The organism is Streptomyces sp. NPDC031340, assembly GCF_055569945.1.
This window is the reverse complement of the sequence record NZ_JBVIIE010000006.1, coordinates 192,486-214,622: the sequence shown is the minus strand read 5'-3', so window position 1 is coordinate 214,622 and position 22,137 is coordinate 192,486. Positions and strand designations below refer to the sequence as shown.

Below are 22,137 nucleotides of genomic sequence, written 5' to 3'. Positions count from 1 at the left end.
GCTACTTGACCAGCCGGAAGGCGGGGTGTCCGGCCCAGGCCCGCAGGAACTCCGCCGTTCCCAGTGCCGTCCAGGCGTCCTCCGTGATCCCCAGCACGCCCGGAAGGCCTGCGACGACCGACGCCTGTCCGTCGAGCAGTTCGGCGTTGGCCACGCCCCCGATGACGTCCATGACGGCGGCGGTCAGCAGGGCCGTGGCCACGTGGTCGATCTCGCGGTTGCAGCCGGCGCTGACATTGACGGCATGGGTCGGCCTGAAGCCCAGGACGGCCTCGACCTCGGGCTCGTCCGCGTGCTCGGCCTCGAAGGTGCTCTCGTCGCCGACGCCCGGCCCCATCAAGTGGACCAGGAAGGGCCGATGCGAGTCGTCCTCCCGCTTGCCCTGGACGCTCAGTCGCTCGGCGGGCACGTTGACGTCGAAGAACCACGGCCGCCACTCGTCGAAACGGGAGGAGAGCTCCACCATCAACGCGCGGAACCTTCGCAGCGCAGCGGGGGAGAGAGGCTCCGCCAACTCGATCACCAACGTCGGGCCGGACATGCCGCGAGCCTAGTTCGACCGGCTCCGTCACCGCCCCGAAATTCGGTCAACGCCCCCGTTCCAGCAGGGCGAACCGCGCCCCCTCCGGATCCGCCACCGCGGACACGCGGCCGTCCGGGCTGTCGTGGGGTGGTTCGAGGACGTGGCCGCCGAGGTGGACGAGGCGGGCGGTCGCCTCGGCGGCGTCGGCGACCTCGAAGTACGTCGTCCAGTGCGAACCCCGGTCGCGGGGGAGGGCGTTGCCCACGCCGTGGATGCCGGCGACCGGGTGGCCGTCGACCCGCAGGGTCACGCGGTCGCCGTCGGCGGAAGCGGCGTCGGCGGAAGCGGAGTCCGGGCCCTCCTCGTAGCCGAACACCGTCTCGTAGAACTTCGCGACGCTCTTGGGCTCGAAGGTCACCAGTTCGTTCCAGACGGGGGTGCCGGGCACGCCGGTGACGGCCGGGCCCGGGTGCGCCGACGCCTGCGCGATGCCGAAGACCGCGCCGGAGGGGTCGGAGGCGAGCGCGAGGCGTCCGGCCTCGCCCGCGTCCAGGGGGCCCACGCCGACCGTGCCGCCGCACAGCCGTACCGTCTCCGCCGTCCCGTCCACGTCGTCCGAGGCGAGGTACGGCGTCCACGCGACGGGCAGATGGAGGTCCGGCGGCAACTGGCCGATTCCGGCGACTTCCTGACCGTCGCCGTCCCGCAGGGCTCGGACGTACGGGCCGAGTTGCTGGGGGCCCGGTGCGAACTCCCAGCCGAACAGGGCTGCGTAGAAGTCCTGCGTCGCGGCCAGCCCGTGCACCATCAGGCTCACCCAGCAGGGCGTGCCCGGCGCGTGCCGAGTGAGCCTCCCGCCGTTCGGGCCTGCCGTCCCCCGTGACTCGGTCATCGTCGCTCTCTCCCCGGCCCCTCGCGGTGGCCGTGTCGCTTCCGCTGTGCAGGACTTCGGTGTTGATGCTCGCACCACCCCCGGTGGCGCGCGGTTGGGCGCGCCGCCGCGCGAAGGCCGGCGTCCGGAGTGTGCCGAAAGTGTGGCCGCCGGCCCGTTTCCATGCGTTTGCCCAAGGGTGTCGATCACCTGTACAGCATGTGTCCGAACCCGTACGTTTGGTGATCGCCCGCCCGGCCGAGCAGAGTAGCCCGACTCGGGCGAAGCGGCCACCCCATGGGCGAGGATGGTGGCCATGAACGCCATCATTTCCGCCTCCGAACTCGCGGGCGAACTGGCGGGCCCGCGCCCGCCCGTGCTGCTGGACGTCCGCTGGCAGCTCAGCCTCGCCAAGGCAGCCGGGGAGCCGCCTTTCGACGGGCGCGCCGAATACGCGGCCGGCCACCTGCCCGGCGCCGTCTACGTCGACCTCGACGCCGAACTCGCCTCCGCACCCGGCGAACGTGGCCGCCATCCGCTGCCCGACCTCGGCGAGTTCGGCGCGGCGATGCGGCGGGCGGGCGTGTCGGCCGGACGGCCGGTGGTCGTCTACGACGGCGGGCAGGGCTGGGCCGCGGCCCGCGCATGGTGGCTGCTGCGCTGGACGGGTCACCCGGACGTGCGGGTCCTCGACGGCGGGTTGCCGTCCTGGGAGGGCGACTTGGAGACGGCGGTGCCCGCCCCGGACGAGGGCGATTTCGAGCCGAAGCCGGGGGAGGGGCTCCTCGACGCGGACGGTGCGGCCGCGCTGGCGCGGTCCGGGGTGCTGTTCGACGCGCGGGCGGGCGAGCGCTACCGCGGCGACGTGGAGCCGATCGACCGGGTCGGCGGCCACATCCCGGGGGCCGTCTCCGCGCCCACGAACGAGAACGTCGGGCCCGACGGGCGGTTCCTGGCCGCCGAGGAACTGGCCGAACGCTTCACGTCCCTCGGCGCTTCCGGCGACCGCGAGGTCGGCGTGTACTGCGGCTCGGGCGTGTCGGGGGCGCACGAGGTGCTGGCCCTGGCGGTCGCGGGCATTCCGGCCGCCCTGTACGTGGGTTCGTGGTCGGAGTGGTCCGCGGACCCGTCCCGGCCGGTGGCGGTCGGACCGGACCCGCAGTAGCCCGGCGACGTCGTCCCGGCAACGCCGGCCCGGCGACGTCGGCCGGGAGGCCTCCCGCGCGGGCCGGCGGATGACAACAGGGCCTCTTGGCAGGTCGGCGGTGCGAACCGAACCGATCACCAGGAGGCCTGTCGAAAGCGGAGCGGGACCGACCGACCCATCTGTAAATCCGATGACCCACGTCGAAAACAACTGTTGGACAGCTTTCGAGGTCGATTCCAGGATGGCCTGAGCGGCGCCGGTGAAAACCGCACCGGAACGGAACACCGCTGTGCGGAGGCTGAGATGGCGAGCGAAGAGACCGACGTGGTCGTGGTCGGGGCAGGGCAGGCGGGTATCGCGATGAGCGAGCACCTGACAGCTCTGGGAGTCCCGCATGTGGTCCTGGAGCGGCACCGGGTCGCCGAGCGGTGGCGTTCCGAGCGGTGGGACTCACTGGTCGCGAACGGACCCGCGTGGCACGACCGGTTCCCGGGGCTGGAGTTCCCCGATGTCGACCCCGACTCCTTCGCCTCGAAGGAGCAGGTCGCGGACTACTTCGCCGCTTATGCCGAGAAGATCGGCGCCCCGGTCAGATGCGGTGTCGAGGTGACGTCGGTGCGTCGGCACGCGGACCGGCCCGGCTTCCGGGTCGAGACGTCGGACGGCACCATCGACGCGCGTTTCGTCGTCGCGGCGACGGGGCCCTTCCAGCGGCCCGTGATTCCGCCGATCGTCCCGGACGGCGCCGTCCCCGTGCAGATCCACTCCAGCGCGTACCGCAATCCGGAGCAACTGCCCGAGGGCGCGGTCCTGGTGGTCGGGGCGGGCTCCTCGGGGGTCCAGATCGCGGACGAGCTGCGCCGGTCGGGCCGCCGCGTCTTCCTTTCCGTCGGCCCCCACGACCGTCCTCCCCGCCGGTACCGCGGGCGTGACTTCTGCTGGTGGCTGGGGGTGCTGGGGCTGTGGGACGCGGAGACGCCCGCGCAGGGCGCCGAGCACGTGACCATCGCGGTCAGCGGCGCCCACGGCGGCCGCACGGTCGACTTCCGCACCCTCGCCGCCGCCGGCATCCGGCTGGCCGGCATGACAGCGGGGTACGACGGCGGTGTGCTGCGCTTCGCCCCGGACCTGGCCGAGCACATCGCGGCCGGCGACGCGAAGTATCTGGCCCTGCTGAAGGCGGCCGACGAGTACGTCACGCGCAACGGCCTCGACCTCCCCGAGGAGCCCGAGGCCCACGTGCTGGGTCCGGAACCGGACAGCGTGACCGACCCGCTGCTGGAGCTGGACCTGGCCGCGGCCGGTGTCACCTCGATCATCTGGGCGACGGGCTTCGCCGCCGACTACGGCTGGCTGGAGGTCGACGCCTTCGACGAGAAGGGCCGGCCCGACCAGCGCCGGGGGGTCTCCCGTGAACCCGGTGTGTACTTCCTCGGCCTGCCGTGGCTCTCCCGGCGCGGGTCGAGCTTCATCTGGGGCGTCTGGCACGACGCCCGGTACGTCGCCGACCACATCGGCATCCGGCGGGGATACCTCGCCCACGCCACCACCCCCCACGCCACCACCCCCCACGCCACCACCGACCGGACCGGCGCCGCGCCGGCCTGCGCGAAGAGCTGAGGAGCAGACCATGACCTCCGCGAACGAGGGCCGCAGCGCGAACGCCCCGATCGTGGCCGGCGGCCACACCCGGATCCGGCCCTTCAACACCCGCGACACCTATCCCGAGCAGAACCTGGACAACGACCTCTGCCAGGCCGTGGTCGCCGGCGACACGGTGTACGTGCGGGGCCAGATCGGTCAGGACCTCGACACCAGCGAGTCCGTCGGGATCGGCGACGCCGAAGCGCAGGCCGAGCGGGCGATGGCCAACATCAAGATGCTGCTCGAAGAAGCGGGCAGCCGGATGGAACACCTGGTCAAGCTGACCGTCTACCTGGTGGACCCGCGCTACCGCGAGGCGGTCTACCGCACCGTGGGCCGCTGGACGAAGGGCGTGCACCCGATCTCCACCGGTCTGGTCGTCTCCGCCCTGGCCCGGCCGGAGTGGCTGTGCGAGATCGACGCGATCGCGGTGATCCCGGGGGAGGGACGACGGTGACGTTCTCCCTGGTGGTCCGGGACGGGAAGCGGTTCGGCGTCGTGGTCAGCTCCTCCAGCCCCGCCGTCGCCGCCCGCGTCGCCCATCTGCGCCCCGGCGTCGGCGCGGCGGCGTCGCAGAACGTCACCGACCCCGTCCTCGGCACCAGACTGCTGGAGCGCCTGGCCGAGCACGGCGACGCCGGGCGCGCACTGGCCGAGGTCACGGCGGACCGGCGGGACGCGGCGAACATCGAGTACCGGCAGCTGACCGTCCTCGGCCGCACCGGCCCCGGCCACGCCTTCAGCGGATCCCGCACCCTGGGCACCCACGCCTCCGCCACCGCGGACGGCGCGGTCGCGGCGGGCAACATGCTGGCCGGCGAGCACATACCCCAGGCCATGCTCGACGCCTGGTCCGCGACCACGGGGGAGCTCGAGGAACGCCTGCTGGCCGCGCTACGGGCGGCCGTCGAGGCCGGCGGCGAGGAGGGGCCGGTGCGCTCCGCGGGCCTCGCGGTCGTCGCGGACGCCGGTTGGCGTGTCACCGATCTGCGCGTGGACTGGGCCGATGACCCGGTGGACCGGCTCGCCGAACTGGTCGGCGTGTGGCTGCCGCAGCGCGACGACTACGTGCGCCGCGGCCTCGATCCCGCTGCCGCGCCCTCGTACGGCGTTCCGGGTGATCTGTGATGGGGACACCGAAGGAGGCGGCGCGCCGCGAGGTCGACCGGCACGCGGAGCGGCTGATCCGCCTCTCCGAGCGGCTGCACGCCGATCCGGAGACGGCCTGGGAGGAACACCGGGCCGCGGCGGCCGTACCGGAGCTGCTGGAACGCGCCGGATTCGATGTCACCCCGGCGTACCTGGGCCTGGAGACGGCCTTCCTCGCCCGGTTCGGCAGCGGGCCGACGCGCGTCGCGCTGTGCGCCGAGTACGACGCGCTGCCCGGCCTCGGCCATGCCTGCGGACACAACCTCATCGCGGCGAGCGCGGTGGGCGCGGCGCTCGGACTGGCCACGGTCGCCGACGACGTCGGCCTCACGGTCGAGGTGTACGGCACCCCGGCCGAGGAGGGCGGCGGCGGCAAGATCGAGATGCTCGAACGGGGCGCCTTCGCCGGAGTGGACCTGGCGATGATGGTGCATCCGGCGCCCGTCGATGTCGCCGAGGCCCGTCCGTTCGCGGTCAGCCACTCCCGGATCACCTACACCGGAAAGTCGGCGCATGCCGCGGCGTACCCGGAGGCAGGGGTCAACGCGGCCGACGCCTTCACGGTGGCCCAGGTCGCCATCGGGCTGCTGCGCCAGCAACTGCCCGCCTCGGCACGGGTGCACGGCGTGGTGACCCACGCCGGGGACGCCCCGAACGCGATCCCGGAGCGGACCAGCGGCCGGTGGTACGTCCGGGCCGAGACCCTCGCCGAGCTGGCCGAGCTGGAACCGCGGGTCATGCGTGCCTTCGAGGCGGGGGCGCTCGCCACCGGGTGCGAGCTGACGGTCGAGCCGGAGAGCAAGCCCTACGCGGAGTTCCGCACCGACGAGGCCGCCCTCGCCCGCTACCGGACCAACGCCCTGGCACTGGGGCGCGAGTTCGCGCCACCCGGGCAGGCCGCGCGGATGAACCGCGCCTCCACCGACATGGGCAATGTCTCCCAGGTCGTGCCGGCCATCCACCCGTACATCGGGATCGGCTCGCTGCCCGCCACCAACCACCAGCACGAGTTCGCCGCGTACTGCGTGGGCGGCACGGCCGAACGCGCTCTCCTCGACGGGGCCGTGGCCCTGGCCTGGACCGCGGTGGACACCGGCACCCCCGCCGGACCTTCCGCGCGGTGAGCCGACCCTCCGGCCCTCCCGGCAGGCCGGCCCGTCGCCGCCGTGAGGCATTCTGATGGCGGCGCCCCGCTCACGGTGCGGGCACCGCGTCGACGGCCCGTCACGCCCGTCGCGGAAGAAGGCGTCGCGCCGAGAACGGCCCCGGTCCCGCGACACAGGTACAAGAGGTGCACATGACGCCCGCGGTGGGTTTCACGCTCGTCCAGCTCCGCTACTTCCTCGTGGCCGCCGAGTGCGGGTCGCTCACCGTGGCGTCGGCGCGGCTCCACATCGCCCAGTCCGCTGTGTCCGCGGCCGTCCACAACCTGGAGCGCGACCTGGGCGTGCAGGTGTTCGTCCGCCGTAGAGGCCGGGGGCTCACCCTGACGCCCGCCGGGCAGCGCCTTCAGCAGCAGGCTCGCGATCTGCTGTCGCGAGCGCAGGAGATCGAGCGGGAGGCCCGCGGGGAAGGAGAGACGCTCTACGGACCGGTGGCCGTGGGCTGCTTCGTGACCCTGGCTCCCTACTTCCTGCCCGCCTTGTTCAGCGAATGCACCGTCCGCTACCCGGGTATCGAGATCGACATCGTGGAAGCGGAGACGGAGCAGCTGGCCACCGCGCTGCGCGCGGGGCGCCTCGACTTCGCCCTGACCTACGATCTCGGGCTCGCTCCGGAGACGGACCTCGGCGCCGAGTCGATCGCCCAGGCTCCGCCTCACGTCATCGTCCCGGCGGGTCACCGGCTCGCCGGCCGGGACTCCGTGGAGCTGACCGAACTGGCCGACGAGCCGATGGTGCTGCTCGACCTTCCGCACAGCCGTGACTACTTCCGCTCGCTGCTGGCCGCCGCCGGGGTGACACCCGACGTGCGTTATCGCACCCAGAGCTACGAGACCGTGCGCTCCCTGGTGAGCCGGGGGCTGGGCTACTCCGTGCTGAACCAGCGGCCGGCGACCAGCCAGACCTACGGCGGTGGCGAGATCGCGGAACTCAGGCTGCGTGACCGTACGGCCGCCCTGGATGTCGCGCTGGTCCGCCTGAAGGGCGTGACGCAGACCGCCCGGGCTCGCGCGGTCATGGACATGCTTCGGGAGATCGCCGCCCGGGACGCGACCGGCTGAACGGTGGTCGCCCGGCCGGCTCACGGTGGCCGGGACGTTCCTCGCCCGGTCACAGCGCGGCGCAGCCCGTCACCGCTCTGGCGTGCGCGAGGATCATCCGGCGGGCCTTGTCGGGGTCGAGCGCCGCGTTGCGGCTGATGATGTGCAGACCGTAGCCGTCCTCCATGGCGACCAGGCCGTGCGCCAGTTCCTGCGCGCCGGCGGCCAGGGTGAACACGCCCGTGGCGGAGCCGACCTCCAGCGCGGTCGTGTAGAGCGCCACTTCCCGGGCGTACAGGGAGGTCATCAGCTCGGCATGGCCGGGACTGCGGCCGGCGCGGCGGTGGAGTTCGTAGAGAAGTCCGTGGACCTCGTCCTCCGTGGCGTTCGGCAGACCGCTCGCCAGGAGGGCGCGCAGCCGTCCCGCGGGGTCTGCGGCGGGCGCGTCGTCGTAGGCCTTCTGCCGGGCGGAGAGGTAGCTCTCCACCGCCTCCCGGTGCACTTCGAGCACCAGGTCGTCCAGCTCCGGGTAGTAGTACAGCACCGAGCCCTGGGAGACGCCTGCCGCGTCCGCGATGTCCTTGATGCGCAGACCCTCGAGGCCGCGCTCCGCGATGGCGCGCCCTGCCGCGAGGACGAGGGCTTCCCGGCGAGCCGTCTGGTTGCGTGGTCTACCGACTTTCCCCATGGTCGTTAATTCTCTGTTACCGGAGTCGGCTTTGGCAAGAAGCGCCTGCCCGGAGCATTGACGACCGGTTCATCGATTGTTTGAATTGCGGCTCAAAGAAGTCGGGTGAACGCCTGCGAGGCGAGCCATCGCGTCTCCCTCCCGGGCCACCGCTCTCAGCCGCTCGGCCGGATGCCCGACAGGTACCGCTCCGACGGGAGCGGGCAGGTTCCCCGTCCCACGACGTGATCGAAGGCCACAGCATGACGACGTACGACCACTGGCAGCGGCTCGCGGCCGGCCTGGAGCCCCGCACGCGCCTGTTCATCGACGGCCGGTGGACCGGGCCCGTGGACGACACCTGGCTGCCCAGCGTGAACCCCGCGACCGGCAAGACGATCGCCGAGGTGGCGGCCGGTTCCGAGGCGGACGTGGACCGGGCCGTGCGTGCCGCGCGTACCTCCTTCGAGGACGGCCGTTGGTCGCGTACCGCGCCGGCCGAGCGCAAGCGCGTCCTGCTCACCCTCGCCCGGCTCATCGAGGAGCACGGCGAGGAACTCGCCCTGTGCGACACCCTCGACATGGGCAAGCCCGTCGCGGAGTCCTACGGCACCGACGTACCCGGTGCGGCCGGTGTGTTCGCCTGGTACGCCGAGGCTCTCGACAAGCTCTACGACGAGGTCGCCCCGGCGCCGCCCGGCAACCTCGCCCTGGTGCGCCGCGCACCGCTCGGGGTGGTCGGGGCGGTGGTGCCGTGGAACTTCCCTCTGGATCTCGCGACCTGGAAGCTCGCCCCGGCGCTGGCGGCCGGAAACAGCGTCGTGCTGAAGCCGGCCGAGCAGTCGCCGCTGTCGGCGCTGCGGCTGGCCGAGCTGGCGGCGGAGGCCGGCCTGCCCGACGGGGTCCTGAACGTGGTCCCGGGCCGGGGCGAGGTGACCGGTCGGGCGCTGGGCCTGCACCCGGACGTGGACACGGTGGTCTTCACCGGCTCGACCGCGGTGGCGAAACGCTTCCTCGCCTATGCGGCCGAGTCGAACATGAAGCAGGTGTGGCCCGAGGCGGGCGGCAAGAGCCCCAACCTGGTCTTCGCCGACGCCGACCTGGAGGCCGCCGCGGAACGCGCCGCCTGGGGCTTCGCCTACAACGCCGGACAGGTGTGCTCGGCCAACACGCGTCTGCTGGTGGAGGCGTCGGTCGCGGCGGAGTTCACCGAGCGGGTCGCCGAACACGCCGGCACCTGGACCCCGGGCGACCCCCTCGACCCCGCCACCCGGCTCGGCCCGCTGGTCGACGAGGCGCAGGTGGAGCGGATTCTCGCCGCTGTCCGGGCGTCCGGCGGCACCCTCGTGTGCGGCGGCACCCGCCCCGACCGTACGGGTGCCTACCTCGACCCGACGGTCGTCACCGGCCTGCCGGCGGACGCCCCGCTCGTCCGGGAGGAGCTGTTCGGCCCCGTCCTCACGGTGCTGCCCTTCCGTGACGAGGCGGAGGCGGTCCACCTGGCGAACGATTCCGCGTACGGCCTGGCCGCGTCCGTCTGGACGCGCGACCTGGGCCGCGCCCACCGGGTCGCGGACGCGCTGCACGCGGGCACCGTGTCGGTCAACACCGTCGACGCGCTCAGCCCCTTCACCCCCTTCGGCGGGTTCAAGCAGTCCGGCCACGGCCGCGACCTCTCGCTGCATTCCTTCGACAAGTACACCGGCCTGAAGACCACGTGGATCGCCTACGGCTGACCTGGCCGGCCACCGCCCACCTCCGACACCCGCACCCGTCTTCGAGCAAAGGACGCACCCGCCCATGACCCTCGACGCCGCACGACTGCTCCGGCTGGACCGCGAGCACATCATCCACCCCTACCTGCCCGGCACCGCCACCGAGCGCGTGATCATGACGGAGGGGTCCGGCTGCCGGCTGACGGACTCCGAGGGCCGCTCGTACCTCGACGCCACCGGTGGCCTGTGGCTGGCCCAGGTGGGCCACGGCCGCGCGGAGCTCGCCGACGTCGCGCACGAGCAGATGCGGAAGCTGGAGTACTTCACCAGCTTCTGGGAGTTCTCCAACGACCGCGCGATCGAACTGGCCGCCCGCCTCGCGTCCATCGCCCCGGACCCGCTGAACCACGTGTACTTCACCTCGGGCGGTTCCGAGGGCAACGAGGCGGCCATCAAGATGGCCCGCTACTACCACCACCGCCGGGGCGACACGAACCGCACCTGGATCCTGGCGCGCGACAAGGCGTACCACGGCATCGGCTACGGCGGCGGCTCGGCCACGGGCTTCCCCGTCTACCACGAGGGCTTCGCCCCGATGATGCCGCACGTCTCCCACCTCACCCCGCCGTGGCCGTACCGCACCGAGCTCTACGGCGGCGAGGACCCGACCGACTTCCTGATCCGCGAACTGGAGGAGCGCATCGCGCGGATCGGCGCGGACAACATCGCGGCGATGATCGGCGAGCCGATCATGGGTGTCGGCGGCATGCTGGTGCCGCCGGCCGACTACTGGCCGCGGGTGCGCGAGGTCCTCGACCGCCACGGCATCCTGCTGATCTTCGACGAGGTCGTCACCGCCTACGGCCGGGTCGGCGAGTGGTTCGCCGCGCGGTACTTCGACGTCACCCCGGACATCATCGTCACCGCCAAGGGCATCACCTCCGGCTACGTGCCGCTCGGCGCCCTGCTGGTGGGCGACCATGTCGCCGAGGTGCTGCTGCGCGACCACGGCTTCCCGATGGGCTACACCTACAACGGCCACCCCGTCGCCACCGCGGTGGCGCTCGCCAACCTCGACCTCATCGAGAAGGAGGACCTGCTCGCCCGCGCCACCACCATCGGCGGCCTCCTCCACGCCGGACTTCAAGCCCGGCTGGGCGACCTGCCGGTGGTCGGCGAGATCCGTTCGGTCGGCATGATGCTCGCCGTCGAACTCGTCGCCGACCGCGCCACCCGTACCCCGCTGCCGCTGAACCCCGACCGGATGCCGCACGACGTGATCCGGCGGGAGACCGGAGTCATCGTCCGCGACTCCGCCCACAGCCTGGTCCTCTCCCCGCCGCTGATCATGACCGAGGCGGAGGCCGAGGAAGTCGCCGACGCCCTGTGCGGCGTCCTGGAACGCACCGCGCCCGACGGCGAGATCCGCCCCGCCTGAACCGACTCCTGAGGGCGCCGGGCCGGTCTGCCCGGCCCGGCACCCGGACAGCACCACCCGACACGGACCCCACACCGTCGCGGCGCCCCGCACGCGCCTTCCCGCAGTCCGCACACATCCCCGAGGAACTGCCCGTGTCCATTCATCCCTCGACGACCGAAGCGCGTGCGCCCGAGGCCGCCACCCACCTCAAGCGCAGCCTGCGGCGCTTCGACATCACCGCCATGGGCATCGCAGCGGTGATCTCCTTCGACACCGTCGGGCAGATCGCCACCGGCGGCGGTGAGGCCGCCACCTGGACAGCCGCCATCGCCCTGTTCTTCCTGATCCCCTACGCCCTGCTCTTCGCCGAGACCGGCGCCGCCTTCCCCCAGGAGGGAGGGCCGTACGTCTGGGTGAAGCTCGCCTTCGGCCGTACGGCCGCCGCCCTCACCACCCTGCTCTACTGGGTCACCAACCCCATCTGGCTGGGCGGTTCGCTGGTCTTCCTCGCCGCCGAGACCTGGGACGGCTTCGTCTTCCCCCTCGGCTCCGGCACGGTCGCCGACTACGCCTTCAAGCTCTCGTTCGTCTGGATCGCCATCCTGACCGCCGTGGTGTCCCTGCGCCGCGGCAAGTGGATCACCACCGCGGGCGCCATGGTGAAGGTCTTCTCCCTCGTCCTCTTCACGGCCACCGCTGTCCTGTACGGGGTCCGCCACGGCTTCCACGGCCTGGACGACGCCCGCTTCACGCCCAGCACGGCCGGGTTCCTCGCCCTGGTGCCGATCCTGCTGTTCGCCTACGTCGGATTCGAGGCCCCGAACGCCGCCGGTGAGGAGATGAAGGACCCCCAGCGTGACGTGCCGGCCGCGCTCGGCCGGTCCGCGGCCGTCGCCGCGGGCTGCTACGTGCTGCCCGTCCTCGCCCTCCTCGCCGTCGTCCCCGCCGACCAGGTCACCGGCATCGGCGGATTCATGGAAGGCGCCCGCCTGGTCTTCGGCATCTACGGTGGCGCCGGCGGCCCGCTGCTGACCCTCACCGCCGTCATGTTCGTCTTCGCCCTCCTCACCCAGGGCAGCGCATGGATGATCGTCAGCGACCGCATGCAGGCCATGGCCGCGGCCGACGGCGGGTTCTTCTCCCGCGCACTCGGTGCCTTCCATCCCCGGCTGGGCACCCCCGTGCGCACCAACCTGCTGTCCGGGGTCGTCGCCACCCTCTTCATGCTCGCCGCCATGCGGCTGGCCGACGGCGACGCCGCCGCCGTGTTCTCGGTGGTCCTCACGGTCGCCGTCACCACCCTGCTGCTGTCCTACCTCGTGATCGTCCCCGCCCTGGTCGTGCTGCGGCTGCGACGCCCCGACGTCCACCGCCCCTACCGCGTGCCCTTCGGCAGCGCCGGCTTCCTGGTGTGCGCGGGCCTCGTCTACGCCTGGATCGCGGTCGGATCGTGGTCGGCGCTCTTCCCCGGTGTGCTGGAGGGGCTGTTCGGCATCGACTACGACTTCCGGGACGTGTGGGGAGTCTCCCGTGTGTCGTTCGAGCTCTTCACCCTCGGCACGGTCGGCGTCCTGCTCGCCGTCGGAGCCGTGGGCGTGCTGGTCGCCCGCCGACCGGACGCGGCCCTCGCAGCAGGGACGGAAGAAGGTCACGGGCGGTGACGACGGATCAGGTCCGCAGTACCTCGTCCCTTCCCGCACCGAAGCGCTCGGCGTGGCCGGGCCGTGTTCACCGACGCGGTCTCGTCGTCCGGCGGTAGAGCGTCGCCACCGGCGCGGAGCGTGCTGGACGTTCCGGCTGCCGGGCGAACAACTCCTCGAAGACCGATTGAGGATGTCCCCACCATCATCTCGACCGGCCCTGTGCGCCAGTGAATTGACGGTCTCTCAGCCCTGGCGACCTCGGGCTCCGACGACATGACGAGGGCCGCGCCCGACGGCGCGGCCCTCGTCATGTCGTACCGCTCGGTGCGGCCGGCTACTCCTGCTTCTTGCGGCGCGTGCCGAACACGATCTCGTCCCAGCTCGGGACCGCCGCCCGGCGGCCGGGGCGGACGCCGTCGGCCTCCGCCTGGCGGTCGGTGGAGCCGACGAGGCGCTCGCGGTGGCTGCCGACGGACCGGGGCATGAGGACGTCCGCGTAGGCGGAGCCGGCGCCCGCGGAGGCCGCGGGGGCCGGGGGCTCCTCCTCCGCCGGTTCGGCGGGAGGCTCCTCCGACGAGGTGTCCGACGGCCGCTCCGGGACCACCAGGTCGCCGCGGAAGCTCGGTACCGCCTCCAACAGGCTGGTCAGCGAGTCCCGTTCGCCGGTGCTCTCCTCGGCGGGTTCGGACGCCTGCGCGGGCAGGCTCGGCCGTTCCCGGTCGGGGCGGTCCAGCGGGCGGTCGCGCGGCAGCCGTGCGATGCGCGGCACGAAGGGAAAGCTGGGCTCCGGCGCGGCGAGGTCGTCGGACTCGCCGATCAGCGAGCGCGCCTCCTCGTCGACGGCCTGGACGAGCCGCCGGGGCGGGTCGTACGTCCAGCTCGCCGAGTGGGGTTCGCCCGCGACCCGGTAGACCAGCATGACCTCCCAGGTGCCGTCGTCGCGGCGCCAGGAGTCCCACTGCACGGTGTCCTTCTCGGCGCCGCGCAGCAGCAGCCTTTCCTGGACGGCCTCGCCGAGCTGCGGTCCGGCCGCGTTCTCGCCGGGCCTGCGCACGGGCGTCTTGCGGGCCCGCTCGGCCATGAAGGCGCGCTCCGCGAGCACCGGCCCCTCGAAACGGCGTACCCGGTCCACCGGGATGCCGGCCATCTGCGCGACCTCTTCCGCGGTGGCACCGGCACGTATCCGCGCCTGGATGTCACGGGGGCGGAGGTGGCTCTCCACCTCGATCTCGATCTGGCCGAGGCGGGGCCGGTCGCCGCGAACGGCGGCACGCAACCGCTCGTCGATCGGAAGCGTGTACTCCGTTGAGTCGGCAGCCTTCAGCACCAGCCGTGTGCCGTCATTCGAGACGGCCACGACACGCAGTTCGGGCATGGGGACCTCCCGGGTGGTGCCTGCCGACGTCACGTGCGTCGCTGCTTCCGCTAGTCGAGTGTGGCCTGCCCGGGTGCAGCCTGCCACAACCTTGCCGTGTTGCCCGGCGTGTCGGGCGCGGGCCCTTGATCGCCGTTATGGCACGGTTACCTCTTTGCAACGCTAAGTGACCAACTCCGTCACCCTGTGCAACTCGCCCCCTCCCGGCGGTCCGGCAAGGCCCCGGACGCCCTGGCGGGAGACCGGACCCAGGGCTCGCAACAGTACTCCATTCGGACCACCTGCGTGGATTGGCGCGCCGCCCAACTTCTGGCAAGAAATGGCCTGAAGCCGTCCGTTGAGCGGGTTTCTGGATCTTGAACGTGGCGTATTTCACGCGAGCGTCAGAAGCGGAACCGAAGGTTTCGCCCGCACGACCCTTCCGTTACCGCGGGTTGGCCGCTAAGGCCTGCCCGGCATGATCCGCCGGACAGCGCACCTAGGCGCCCAACACCCTGCGCAGGTAGGCGTTCTGGAAGCGGCGGTCCGGGTCGAGCCGGTCCCGCAGCGCGGTGAACTCGCCGAAGCGCGGGTAGACGCCGGCGAAGTACTCCGCGTCGCGCGTGTGCAGCTTGCCCCAGTGCGGCCGGCCCTCGTGCGCGGTGAAGATCCGCTCGGCCGCGGTGAAGTACGCCTGATAGGGCGTGCCGCGGAACATGTGTACGGCGACGTAGGCGCTGTCCCGGGCGGACGCGGTCGACAGCGTGATGTCGTCGGCCGGGGCCGTGCGCACCTCGACGGGGAAGCTGATCCTGAACCCGGAGCGGTCGACCATCGCCCGCAGTTCCCGCAGCACCTCGGTCAGGGCCTCGCGCGGGACGGCGTACTCCATCTCCACGAACCGCACCCGGCGCGGCGATGTGTAGACCTTGTAGGGGATGTCGGTGTACGTGCGCGCCGACAGCGCCCTGCTGGAGATCCGGGCGATCGACGGGACGGTCGCCGGCGCCGCGCGGCCGACCCACTGGGCCACCTGGAAGACGCCGTTGGACAGGAACTCGTCCTCGAGCCAGCCGGCGACCCGGCCCACCGGCTTCTCCGGGCCCGCGCTGCGGTTGTTGCGCTTGGTATTGGTGTTGCCGGTGTGGGGGAACCAGTAGAACTCGAAGTGCTCGTTCTCCGCCCAGTGCTGGTCGAACTCGGCGAGGACCCGGTCGAGGGGCATCGGCTCCTCGCGCGCGGTGAGCAGGAAGATCGGCTCCACGGCGAAGGTGATCGCCGTGACGATGCCGAGGGCGCCCAGGCCGATGCGGGCGGCCGCGAAGACGTCGCGTTCCTCGGCGGTCCCCTTCTCGGAGCAGGTGAGCACCGAGCCGTCGGCCGTGACCAGCTCGAGTCCCTTGATCTGGGCGGCGATCGAGGCGGACTCGCGGCCGGTGCCGTGGGTGCCGGTGCTGGTGGCTCCGGAGACCGTCTGCTCCATGATGTCGCCCATGTTGGTGAGCGACAGGCCCTCGCGGGCGAGAGCCATGTTGAGTCTCTTGAGCGGGGTGCCGGCCTCGACCGTGACCGTCATGGCGTCCCGGTCGATCTTGCGGATGCCGGTCAGCAGCTGAGGGCGGATCAACACGCCGTCGGTGGCGGCGATGGAGGTGAAGGAGTGCCCGGTGCCGACCGCCTTCACCGGCAGGCCGTCCTCGGCCGCCTCCCGCACGGCCGCGGCCAGCTCCTCGACGGAAGCCGGGGTGACCTCCCGCGCGGGACGCGCGGCGACGTTGCCGCCCCAGTTACGCCACGTGCCGTTCCTGCCGCTCGCTGTGCTGCTCAACGGTGCCTCCCCGACGCGGAGCCGGCCTGCTGAGCCGGCGGTACCCCAGGAAACCGACCGCGACCGCGACGGCCCCGGACACCGCCGGAACCCCGTACCCGGCCCGCGCTCCGGCCGCGTCGATGACCCAGCCGGCCGCCGACGAACCGAGCGCGACGCCGACCGCGAGCCCGGTGCTCACCCAGGTCATGCCCTCGGTCGACTGCGCGCGTGGTACGTGCTCCTCGACCAGGGACATCGTCGTGATCATCGTGGGAGCGATGGACAGACCCGAGACGAAGAGCGCCACGGCCAGAAACGGCAAGTTCCCGACCAGTAGGAGGGGGATCATACTCACGGCCGTCGCACACACGCCCAGCAGCCAGCGCCGAGCCGGGGCTCCCTTCAGGCGCAGCAGCCCGAACACGATCCCCGCGACGCAGGAACCGGCCGCGTACAGCGCCAGCACGACGCTCGCGGCGCTCTTGTGGCCCCGCTCGTCGGCGAAGGCCACGGTGACCACGTCGACCGCGCCGAAGATCGCCCCGGTCGCCACGAAGGTGGCCACCAGGACCTGAAGGGCGGGGGAGCGCAGGGCGGTGCCGCCGCCGTGGTGCTCACGCGGGTGCGGCGCGGGCTCGGTGGCCCGCTGGGCGGTCAGCCAGAAGACGCCGGCCGCCAGGAAGCAGGCGGCGAGCAGCGGACCGGCCTCCGGGAACCAGGCCGTGGACAGGCCGATGGAGATGATCGGCCCGATGATGAAGCACAGCTCGTCCACCACCGACTCGAACGAGTAGGCGGTGTGCAGTTGCGGGGTGCCCCGGTACAGGGCCGCCCAGCGGGCACGGACCATCGCGCCGAGGCTCGGCACCGAACCGATGCCGGCCGCGCACACGAACAGCACCCAGTCCGGCCAGCCGAAGTACGCGGCCAGCAGCAGCCCGGCCGCGGCCGTGAGCGCCACCAGCGTCGCCGGGCGCAGCACCCTGCGCTGGCCGTGCAGGTCCACCAGCCGGGAGATCTGCGGCCCGAGCGCCGCCGCGGCCAGCGCGATGGTGGCCGACAGGGCGCCGGCCAGCCCGTAGCGCCCGGTGATCTGGGAGATCATCGTGACCACGCCGATGCCCATCATCGACAGCGGCATCCGTCCGACGAGACCCGCGGCGGAGAAACCCAGCGAGCCGGGAGCGGCGAACAGAGCGCGGTAAGGGCTGGGCACGGGAACTCCGATGGGTCCGGCCACCCGCGGCGAAAGCTCGACGCGGTGTGGACGAGGGTGGCTCAGTAAGGTGCGACTAGCGTCGATACAGCTTACGAGTCAGGACACCCCGATGCACCGGGCGGTCCACCGTTTTCCGGCTGTCGGTGCCGGGTGGCAGGATCGACCCATGTCAGACGCGCTCGATGCCACCCCCTACGACGCCCTGCTGCTGCTCTCCTTCGGCGGCCCGGAAGGCCCGGACGACGTGGTCCCGTTCCTGGAGAACGTGACGCGCGGGCGGGGCATCCCCAAGGAACGCCTCAAGGAAGTCGGGCAGCACTACTTCCGGTTCGGCGGGGTCAGCCCGATCAACGCGCAGAACCGCGCCCTGCTGGACGCCCTCCGTGAGGACTTCGCCGCGCACGGCCTGGACCTGCCGGTCCACTGGGGCAACCGCAACTGGGCGCCGTACCTGACGGACACCCTGCGCGAGATGGCCGCCGACGGCCGCCGCCGCATCCTCGTCCTGGCCACCAGCGCCTACGCCTCCTACTCGGGCTGCCGCCAGTACCGGGAGAACCTCGCCGACGCGCTGGCCGCCCTGGAGGCCGAGGGCATCGACCCGCCGCGGATCGACAAGCTGCGGCACTACTTCAACCACCCCGGCTTCGTCGAACCCATGATCGACGGCGTCCTGCGCTCCCTCGCCGACCTCCCCGAGGACGTCCGGGACGGCGCGCACATCGCCTTCACCACCCACTCCATCCCCACGGCCTCCGCCGACACCTCCGGCCCGGTCGAGGGCCACGGCGACGGCGGCGCGTACGTCAGGCAGCACCTGGAGGTGGCACGGCTGATCGCCGACGCGGTCCGCGAGCGCACCGGCGTCGACCACCCCTGGCAGCTGGTCTACCAGTCCCGCTCCGGCGCCCCGCACATCCCGTGGCTGGAGCCCGACATCTGCGACCACCTCGAGGAACGGCACGCGGCCGGCGTCCCCGCCGTCGTCATGGCCCCCATCGGCTTCGTCTCCGACCACATGGAGGTCCTCTACGACCTCGACACCGAAGCCACGGACAAGGCCCGCGAGCTGGGCCTGCCGGTACGCCGCTCGGCCACCGTGGGGGCCGACCCGCGCTTCGCCGCCGCCGTCCGCGAGCTGATCCTGGAGCGCGCGTCCGCCGAACGCGGCGAGCCGGTCACCCCCTGCGCCCTGGGCGGGCTCGGCGCGAGCCACGACCTCTGCCCGGCGGGCTGCTGCCCCGGCCGGGCCCCCCGCCCGGCCGCCGCGGGCGCCGACAGCCCCTACGCGTGAGGAACCCCGTGACCGAACCCTTGCACGAAGAACTCCTGCGGTGCGCCCAGGAGGCCGCCCGCCGCGCCGGTGAGCTGCTGCGCGACGGCCGCCCGGCCGACCTCGCGGTCGCCGCCACCAAGTCCAGCCCGATCGACGTCGTCACCGAGATGGACATCGCGGCCGAGAAGCTGATCACCGGCCTGATCTCCGCACAGCGCCCGGACGACGGCTTCCTCGGCGAGGAGGGCGCCGCCACCGACGGCACCAGCGGCGTCCGCTGGGTGATCGACCCGCTCGACGGCACGGTCAACTACCTCTACGGCCTGCCCACCTGGTCCGTCTCCATCGCCGCCGAGCAGGACGGCGAGACCGTCGTCGGAGTCGTCGCCGTCCCGATGCGCGGCGAGACGTTCCACGCGGTGCGCGGCGGCGGAGCCTGGGCCACCGGCGCCTGGGAGGGCGAGCGCCGCCTGTCCTGCCGCCCGGCGCCGCCCCTGGACCAGGCCCTGGTCTCCACCGGCTTCAACTACGTCACCGAGGTCCGCACCCACCAGGCCGAGGTGGCCGGCCGGCTGATCCCGCTGCTGCGTGACATCCGGCGCGGCGGATCGGCCGCGGTCGACCTGTGCGACCTGGCGGCCGGCCGCCTCGACGGCTACTACGAACGCGGCCTCAACGCGTGGGACATCGCGGCGGGCGACCTCATCGCCCGGGAAGCGGGCGCCCTGACCGGCGGACGCCCCGGAGAACCCCCGGCACGCGACCTCGCGGTAGCGGCGACCCCCGGCGTCTTCGAGCCCCTCCAGCAACTCCTGGACGACTTCGGCGCCTGGCACGACTGAACCGGGCGTCCGCGGACCTCTGCCGTCGGCAGGGGAAGCGACTGCGGGCCGCACTCACGGGGTACCCGGGCACGACCGAGCCCCCGGCGCTGGATTCGCCGGGGGCTCGGTCGTGCTTCGCGTGGTGCTCACGAAGCGGGTGGTGCTCACGAAGCGATCAGACGCTAGGCGCCGACCTCCACACCGTGTTCGGCGGCGAGGCGGCGCAGGTCGTCGAGTTCGCCCTGCTCAACCTCGACGAGGAAGTCGTCGCCCTCGTCGCGAGCCCGCGTGAGGTCGGACTCGGTCGCCTTTATGCGCTGCAGAAGTCCTGCGGTGAATGCGTCCATGCTGCGCCCCCTCGTCCTGGGTCGTGGGTCGGTGGCACGGGGGTGTGCCGTTCGGAAGGGACGATCACGTCTGCGGTGGATGCCCAGCGCTGCCCCAGCCGGGCGGCGACGGTGCCGGACACCCACGCCCGCTCTGCGGAAAGCGGATGGCGCCGTGCCGCATGGTGTTGCGGCACTAGCAGAGCGTGATCGCGGGGTATGAACCGTCCTCCCCGCCGTTTCTCCCGCGGAAACCTCAACCCGACGAGAAAATCTCGCATTCCCGGATCGCCCGCCCGCCCTTCGTTCCGGGGCCACCCGCCTTACAGCCGACTTATGACCGAAAAGGGCAGGATGGAGGCACACACCCATGAAGACCCCTGCCCGCGCGCGCCCGTCAGGCGCTACGCGGGTGGACACAGGAAGGACAGCGACGTGCGCGTACTCGTCGTCGAGGACGAGCAGCTGCTCGCCGATGCGGTGGCCACCGGACTGCGCCGGGAGGCCATGGCCGTCGACGTCGTGTACGACGGCGCGGCCGCCCTGGAGCGCATCGGCGTCAACGACTACGACGTGGTCGTCCTGGACCGCGACCTCCCGCTGGTCCACGGGGACGACGTCTGCCGGAAGATCGTCGAGCTGGGCATGCCCACCCGCGTGCTGATGCTCACCGCGTCCGGCGACGTCAGCGACCGGGTCGAGGGACTGGAGATCGGCGCCGACGACTACCTGCCGAAGCCGTTCGCCTTCAGCGAGCTGATCGCGCGCGTGCGGGCCCTCGGCCGGCGCACCAGCGTGCCCCTGCCGCCGGTCCTGGAGCGCGCCGGGATCAAGCTCGACCCCAACCGCCGTGAGGTCTTCCGCGAGGGCAAGGAGGTCCAGCTCGCCCCCAAGGAGTTCGCCGTCCTGGAGGTGCTGATGCGCAGCGAGGGCGCGGTCGTCTCCGCGGAGCAGCTCCTGGAGAAGGCCTGGGACGAGAACACCGACCCGTTCACCAACGTGGTGCGGGTGACCGTGATGACCCTGCGCCGCAAGCTGGGCGAGCCGCCCGTCATCGTCACCGTGCCCGGCTCCGGATACCGGATCTGATCCCCGTGGCGGCGACTCCCGCGCCTCCCCAGGCGCCCCCGAAACCCACCTGGGACCCCAGGCGGCCGGAGCCCCCGTTCCCCTGGCTGCGCCCGACCATCCGGATAAGGCTCACGCTGCTGTACGGCGGCATGTTCCTGATCGCCGGGATCCTGCTGCTGTCGATCATCTACCTGCTGGCGGCCCAGGCCCTGCACGAGGGCAGCGGCCAGTCCTTCTCGGTGACCGGAAGCAACCTGGACATCACCAGCTCCACCTGCCCCGCGCTGAACACGGCGCCGGACAGCGAGCTGAACGCGGTGCTGAAGCAGTGCGAGGCGGTCCAGCGCCAGCACGCCCTCGACGACCTGCTCAGCCGTTCCCTGCTGGCCCTGCTGGGCCTGGCGGTGATCGCCTTCGCCTTCGGCTACGCCATGGCAGGCCGTGTCCTGTCGCCGCTCGGCCGGATCACCCGGACCGCCCGCGCGGTGGCCGGCTCGGACCTGTCCCGCCGTATCGAGCTGGACGGCCCGGACGACGAGCTGAAGGAGCTGGCCGACACCTTCGACGACATGCTGGAGCGCCTGCAGCGGGCCTTCACGGCGCAGCAGCGTTTCGTCGGCAACGCCTCGCACGAGCTGAGAACCCCGCTGGCGATCAACCGCACCCTCCTCGAGGTGCACCTGTCCGACCCGAACGCGCCGGTGGAGCTCCAGCAGCTCGGCAAGACGCTGCTGGCGACCAACGAGCGCAGCGAACAGCTCGTCGAGGGGCTGCTGCTGCTCGCCCGCAGCGACAACCAGATCGTCGAGCGAAAACCGGTCGACCTCGCCGAGGTCGCCGGGCAGGCCATCGACCAGGTGCACGCGGAGGCGGAGGCCAAGGGCGTGGTGATCCGCGGCGAGCAGAAGCCGGCGGTCGTCCAGGGCAACGGCGTACTGCTGGAGCGCATCGCGCTGAACCTGGTGCAGAACGCCGTGCGGTACAACGTGCCGGAGGGCGGCTGGGTCGACGTGACGACCGACGTGCAGCACGGCCAGGCGGTCCTGGTGGTGGCGAACACCGGCCCGGTGGTGCCGGCGTACGAGGTCGACAACCTCTTCGAGCCCTTCAGACGGCTGCGGACGGACCGCACCGGCAGCGACAAGGGCGTCGGCCTGGGACTGTCCATCGCCCGCTCGGTGGCCCGGGCGCACGGCGGGCACATCTCGGCGCAGCCGCGCGAGGGCGGCGGTCTCGTGATGCGCGTCACCCTGCCGGTCTGAGATCATGCCGCCG

Annotated in this window: 20 protein-coding genes; 13 read left to right on the top strand and 7 right to left on the bottom strand. The window is 72.3% G+C overall.

The features are described from left to right. Position 1: 1 nt before the first annotated feature. Both ACZ5GT_RS06540 and ACZ5GT_RS06535 read right to left on the bottom strand, forming a co-directional pair. A complete protein-coding gene (locus tag ACZ5GT_RS06540; protein WP_469015415.1) occupies positions 2-541 on the bottom strand; it encodes a DUF6368 family protein in 540 nt (179 codons plus the stop codon). Positions 542-587: 46 nt separating this feature from the next. Further along, a complete protein-coding gene (locus tag ACZ5GT_RS06535; protein WP_469015412.1) occupies positions 588-1,415 on the bottom strand; it encodes a VOC family protein in 828 nt (275 codons plus the stop codon). 295 nt (positions 1,416-1,710) lie between these two features. Between ACZ5GT_RS06535 and ACZ5GT_RS06530 the strand changes: the two genes are divergently transcribed. The 6 genes from ACZ5GT_RS06530 (at position 1,711) to ACZ5GT_RS06505 (ending at position 7,558) form a co-directional block, all read left to right on the top strand. Beyond that, on the top strand, positions 1,711-2,559 hold the full coding sequence (locus tag ACZ5GT_RS06530) for a sulfurtransferase (protein WP_469015409.1): 849 nt from the start codon (positions 1,711-1,713) through the stop codon (positions 2,557-2,559). Positions 2,560-2,844: 285 nt separating this feature from the next. Beyond that, positions 2,845-4,161 carry a flavin-containing monooxygenase gene (locus ACZ5GT_RS06525; RefSeq protein ID WP_469015406.1) on the top strand — a complete coding sequence of 439 codons (1,317 nt, stop codon included), beginning with the start codon at positions 2,845-2,847 and terminating at the stop codon, positions 4,159-4,161. Positions 4,162-4,171: 10 nt separating this feature from the next. Then, a complete protein-coding gene (locus ACZ5GT_RS06520; protein ID WP_360754680.1) occupies positions 4,172-4,642 on the top strand; it encodes a RidA family protein in 471 nt (156 codons plus the stop codon). After that, positions 4,639-5,313, top strand: a complete 675-nt coding sequence (locus tag ACZ5GT_RS06515) for a DUF1028 domain-containing protein (RefSeq protein ID WP_469015399.1) — start codon at positions 4,639-4,641, stop codon at positions 5,311-5,313. Before ACZ5GT_RS06520 ends, ACZ5GT_RS06515 begins: the two co-directional genes overlap by 4 nt. Continuing rightward, positions 5,313-6,458, top strand: a complete 1,146-nt coding sequence (locus tag ACZ5GT_RS06510) for a M20 family metallopeptidase (RefSeq protein ID WP_469015396.1) — start codon at positions 5,313-5,315, stop codon at positions 6,456-6,458. The genes ACZ5GT_RS06515 and ACZ5GT_RS06510 overlap by 1 nt, the downstream gene beginning before the upstream one ends. A 173-nt stretch (positions 6,459-6,631) precedes the next feature. Beyond that, positions 6,632-7,558 (top strand): LysR family transcriptional regulator, encoded by a 927-nt coding sequence (locus tag ACZ5GT_RS06505; protein ID WP_469015391.1) that lies wholly within the window; start codon positions 6,632-6,634, stop codon positions 7,556-7,558. Positions 7,559-7,607: 49 nt separating this feature from the next. Here the strand turns inward: ACZ5GT_RS06505 and ACZ5GT_RS06500 are convergent, their stop codons facing one another. Then, a complete protein-coding gene (locus ACZ5GT_RS06500) occupies positions 7,608-8,225 on the bottom strand; it encodes a TetR/AcrR family transcriptional regulator (RefSeq protein WP_469015384.1) in 618 nt (205 codons plus the stop codon). A 242-nt stretch (positions 8,226-8,467) separates the two neighbouring features. On the opposite strand from ACZ5GT_RS06500, the gene ACZ5GT_RS06495 reads away from it, so the two are divergent. From ACZ5GT_RS06495 to ACZ5GT_RS06485, 3 genes are all read left to right on the top strand, one after another. Continuing rightward, positions 8,468-9,940 (top strand): aldehyde dehydrogenase, encoded by a 1,473-nt coding sequence (locus ACZ5GT_RS06495; protein WP_469015381.1) that lies wholly within the window; start codon positions 8,468-8,470, stop codon positions 9,938-9,940. A 64-nt stretch (positions 9,941-10,004) separates the two neighbouring features. After that, positions 10,005-11,357, top strand: a complete 1,353-nt coding sequence (locus tag ACZ5GT_RS06490) for an aminotransferase family protein (RefSeq protein WP_469015379.1) — start codon at positions 10,005-10,007, stop codon at positions 11,355-11,357. Between the two features lie 134 nt (positions 11,358-11,491). Then, positions 11,492-13,000: an APC family permease gene (locus ACZ5GT_RS06485; protein WP_469015372.1), complete on the top strand. Its 1,509-nt coding sequence runs from the start codon at positions 11,492-11,494 to the stop codon at positions 12,998-13,000. A 316-nt stretch (positions 13,001-13,316) separates the two neighbouring features. On the opposite strand, the gene sepH is transcribed toward ACZ5GT_RS06485, so the two are convergent. From sepH to ACZ5GT_RS06470, 3 genes are all read right to left on the bottom strand, one after another. Beyond that, a complete protein-coding gene (gene sepH, locus ACZ5GT_RS06480; RefSeq protein WP_469015367.1) occupies positions 13,317-14,357 on the bottom strand; it encodes a septation protein SepH in 1,041 nt (346 codons plus the stop codon). A 478-nt stretch (positions 14,358-14,835) separates the two neighbouring features. Then, complete coding sequence (locus tag ACZ5GT_RS06475) at positions 14,836-16,164, bottom strand: D-arabinono-1,4-lactone oxidase (protein ID WP_469015360.1); 1,329 nt, start codon at positions 16,162-16,164, stop codon at positions 14,836-14,838. Next, complete coding sequence (locus ACZ5GT_RS06470; RefSeq protein ID WP_469015355.1) at positions 16,124-17,362, bottom strand: MFS transporter; 1,239 nt, start codon at positions 17,360-17,362, stop codon at positions 16,124-16,126. Before ACZ5GT_RS06470 ends, ACZ5GT_RS06475 begins: the two co-directional genes overlap by 41 nt. 169 nt (positions 17,363-17,531) lie before the next feature. Here ACZ5GT_RS06470 and ACZ5GT_RS06465 point away from each other — a divergent pair, with 169 nt between their 5' ends. Further along, the gene (locus ACZ5GT_RS06465) at positions 17,532-18,659 is read left to right on the top strand and encodes a ferrochelatase (RefSeq protein ID WP_469015350.1); all 1,128 of its coding nucleotides are present in this window, start codon (positions 17,532-17,534) and stop codon (positions 18,657-18,659) included. Between the two features lie 8 nt (positions 18,660-18,667). Then, positions 18,668-19,483, top strand: a complete 816-nt coding sequence (locus ACZ5GT_RS06460) for an inositol monophosphatase family protein (protein ID WP_469015347.1) — start codon at positions 18,668-18,670, stop codon at positions 19,481-19,483. Positions 19,484-19,647: 164 nt separating this feature from the next. Here the strand turns inward: ACZ5GT_RS06460 and ACZ5GT_RS06455 are convergent, their stop codons facing one another. Then, entirely contained in the window at positions 19,648-19,812 is a 165-nt protein-coding gene (locus ACZ5GT_RS06455; protein WP_165954967.1) for a hypothetical protein, read from the bottom strand. Between the two features lie 414 nt (positions 19,813-20,226). On the opposite strand from ACZ5GT_RS06455, the gene ACZ5GT_RS06450 reads away from it, so the two are divergent. Together ACZ5GT_RS06450 and ACZ5GT_RS06445 are read left to right on the top strand one after the other, a co-directional pair. Beyond that, positions 20,227-20,880, top strand: a complete 654-nt coding sequence (locus ACZ5GT_RS06450; RefSeq protein ID WP_055494404.1) for a response regulator transcription factor — start codon at positions 20,227-20,229, stop codon at positions 20,878-20,880. 5 nt (positions 20,881-20,885) lie between these two features. After that, positions 20,886-22,124: a sensor histidine kinase gene (locus tag ACZ5GT_RS06445; RefSeq protein WP_469015335.1), complete on the top strand. Its 1,239-nt coding sequence runs from the start codon at positions 20,886-20,888 to the stop codon at positions 22,122-22,124. Positions 22,125-22,137: the final 13 nt, after the last annotated feature.

What these genes read in the sequence shown, in the direction of transcription:
- ACZ5GT_RS06540 (WP_469015415.1), bottom strand. Translation starts at nt 541, where the DNA reads ATGTCCGGCCCGACGTTGGTGATCGAGTTGGCGGAGCCTCTCTCCCCC.
- ACZ5GT_RS06535 (WP_469015412.1), bottom strand. Translation starts at nt 1,415, where the DNA reads ATGACCGAGTCACGGGGGACGGCAGGCCCGAACGGCGGGAGGCTCACT.
- ACZ5GT_RS06530 (WP_469015409.1), top strand. Translation starts at nt 1,711, where the DNA reads ATGAACGCCATCATTTCCGCCTCCGAACTCGCGGGCGAACTGGCGGGC.
- ACZ5GT_RS06525 (WP_469015406.1), top strand. Translation starts at nt 2,845, where the DNA reads ATGGCGAGCGAAGAGACCGACGTGGTCGTGGTCGGGGCAGGGCAGGCG.
- ACZ5GT_RS06520 (WP_360754680.1), top strand. Translation starts at nt 4,172, where the DNA reads ATGACCTCCGCGAACGAGGGCCGCAGCGCGAACGCCCCGATCGTGGCC.
- ACZ5GT_RS06510 (WP_469015396.1), top strand. Translation starts at nt 5,313, where the DNA reads ATGGGGACACCGAAGGAGGCGGCGCGCCGCGAGGTCGACCGGCACGCG.
- ACZ5GT_RS06505 (WP_469015391.1), top strand. Translation starts at nt 6,632, where the DNA reads ATGACGCCCGCGGTGGGTTTCACGCTCGTCCAGCTCCGCTACTTCCTC.
- ACZ5GT_RS06500 (WP_469015384.1), bottom strand. Translation starts at nt 8,225, where the DNA reads ATGGGGAAAGTCGGTAGACCACGCAACCAGACGGCTCGCCGGGAAGCC.
- ACZ5GT_RS06495 (WP_469015381.1), top strand. Translation starts at nt 8,468, where the DNA reads ATGACGACGTACGACCACTGGCAGCGGCTCGCGGCCGGCCTGGAGCCC.
- ACZ5GT_RS06490 (WP_469015379.1), top strand. Translation starts at nt 10,005, where the DNA reads ATGACCCTCGACGCCGCACGACTGCTCCGGCTGGACCGCGAGCACATC.
- sepH (WP_469015367.1), bottom strand. Translation starts at nt 14,357, where the DNA reads ATGCCCGAACTGCGTGTCGTGGCCGTCTCGAATGACGGCACACGGCTG.
- ACZ5GT_RS06465 (WP_469015350.1), top strand. Translation starts at nt 17,532, where the DNA reads ATGTCAGACGCGCTCGATGCCACCCCCTACGACGCCCTGCTGCTGCTC.
- ACZ5GT_RS06455 (WP_165954967.1), bottom strand. Translation starts at nt 19,812, where the DNA reads ATGGACGCATTCACCGCAGGACTTCTGCAGCGCATAAAGGCGACCGAG.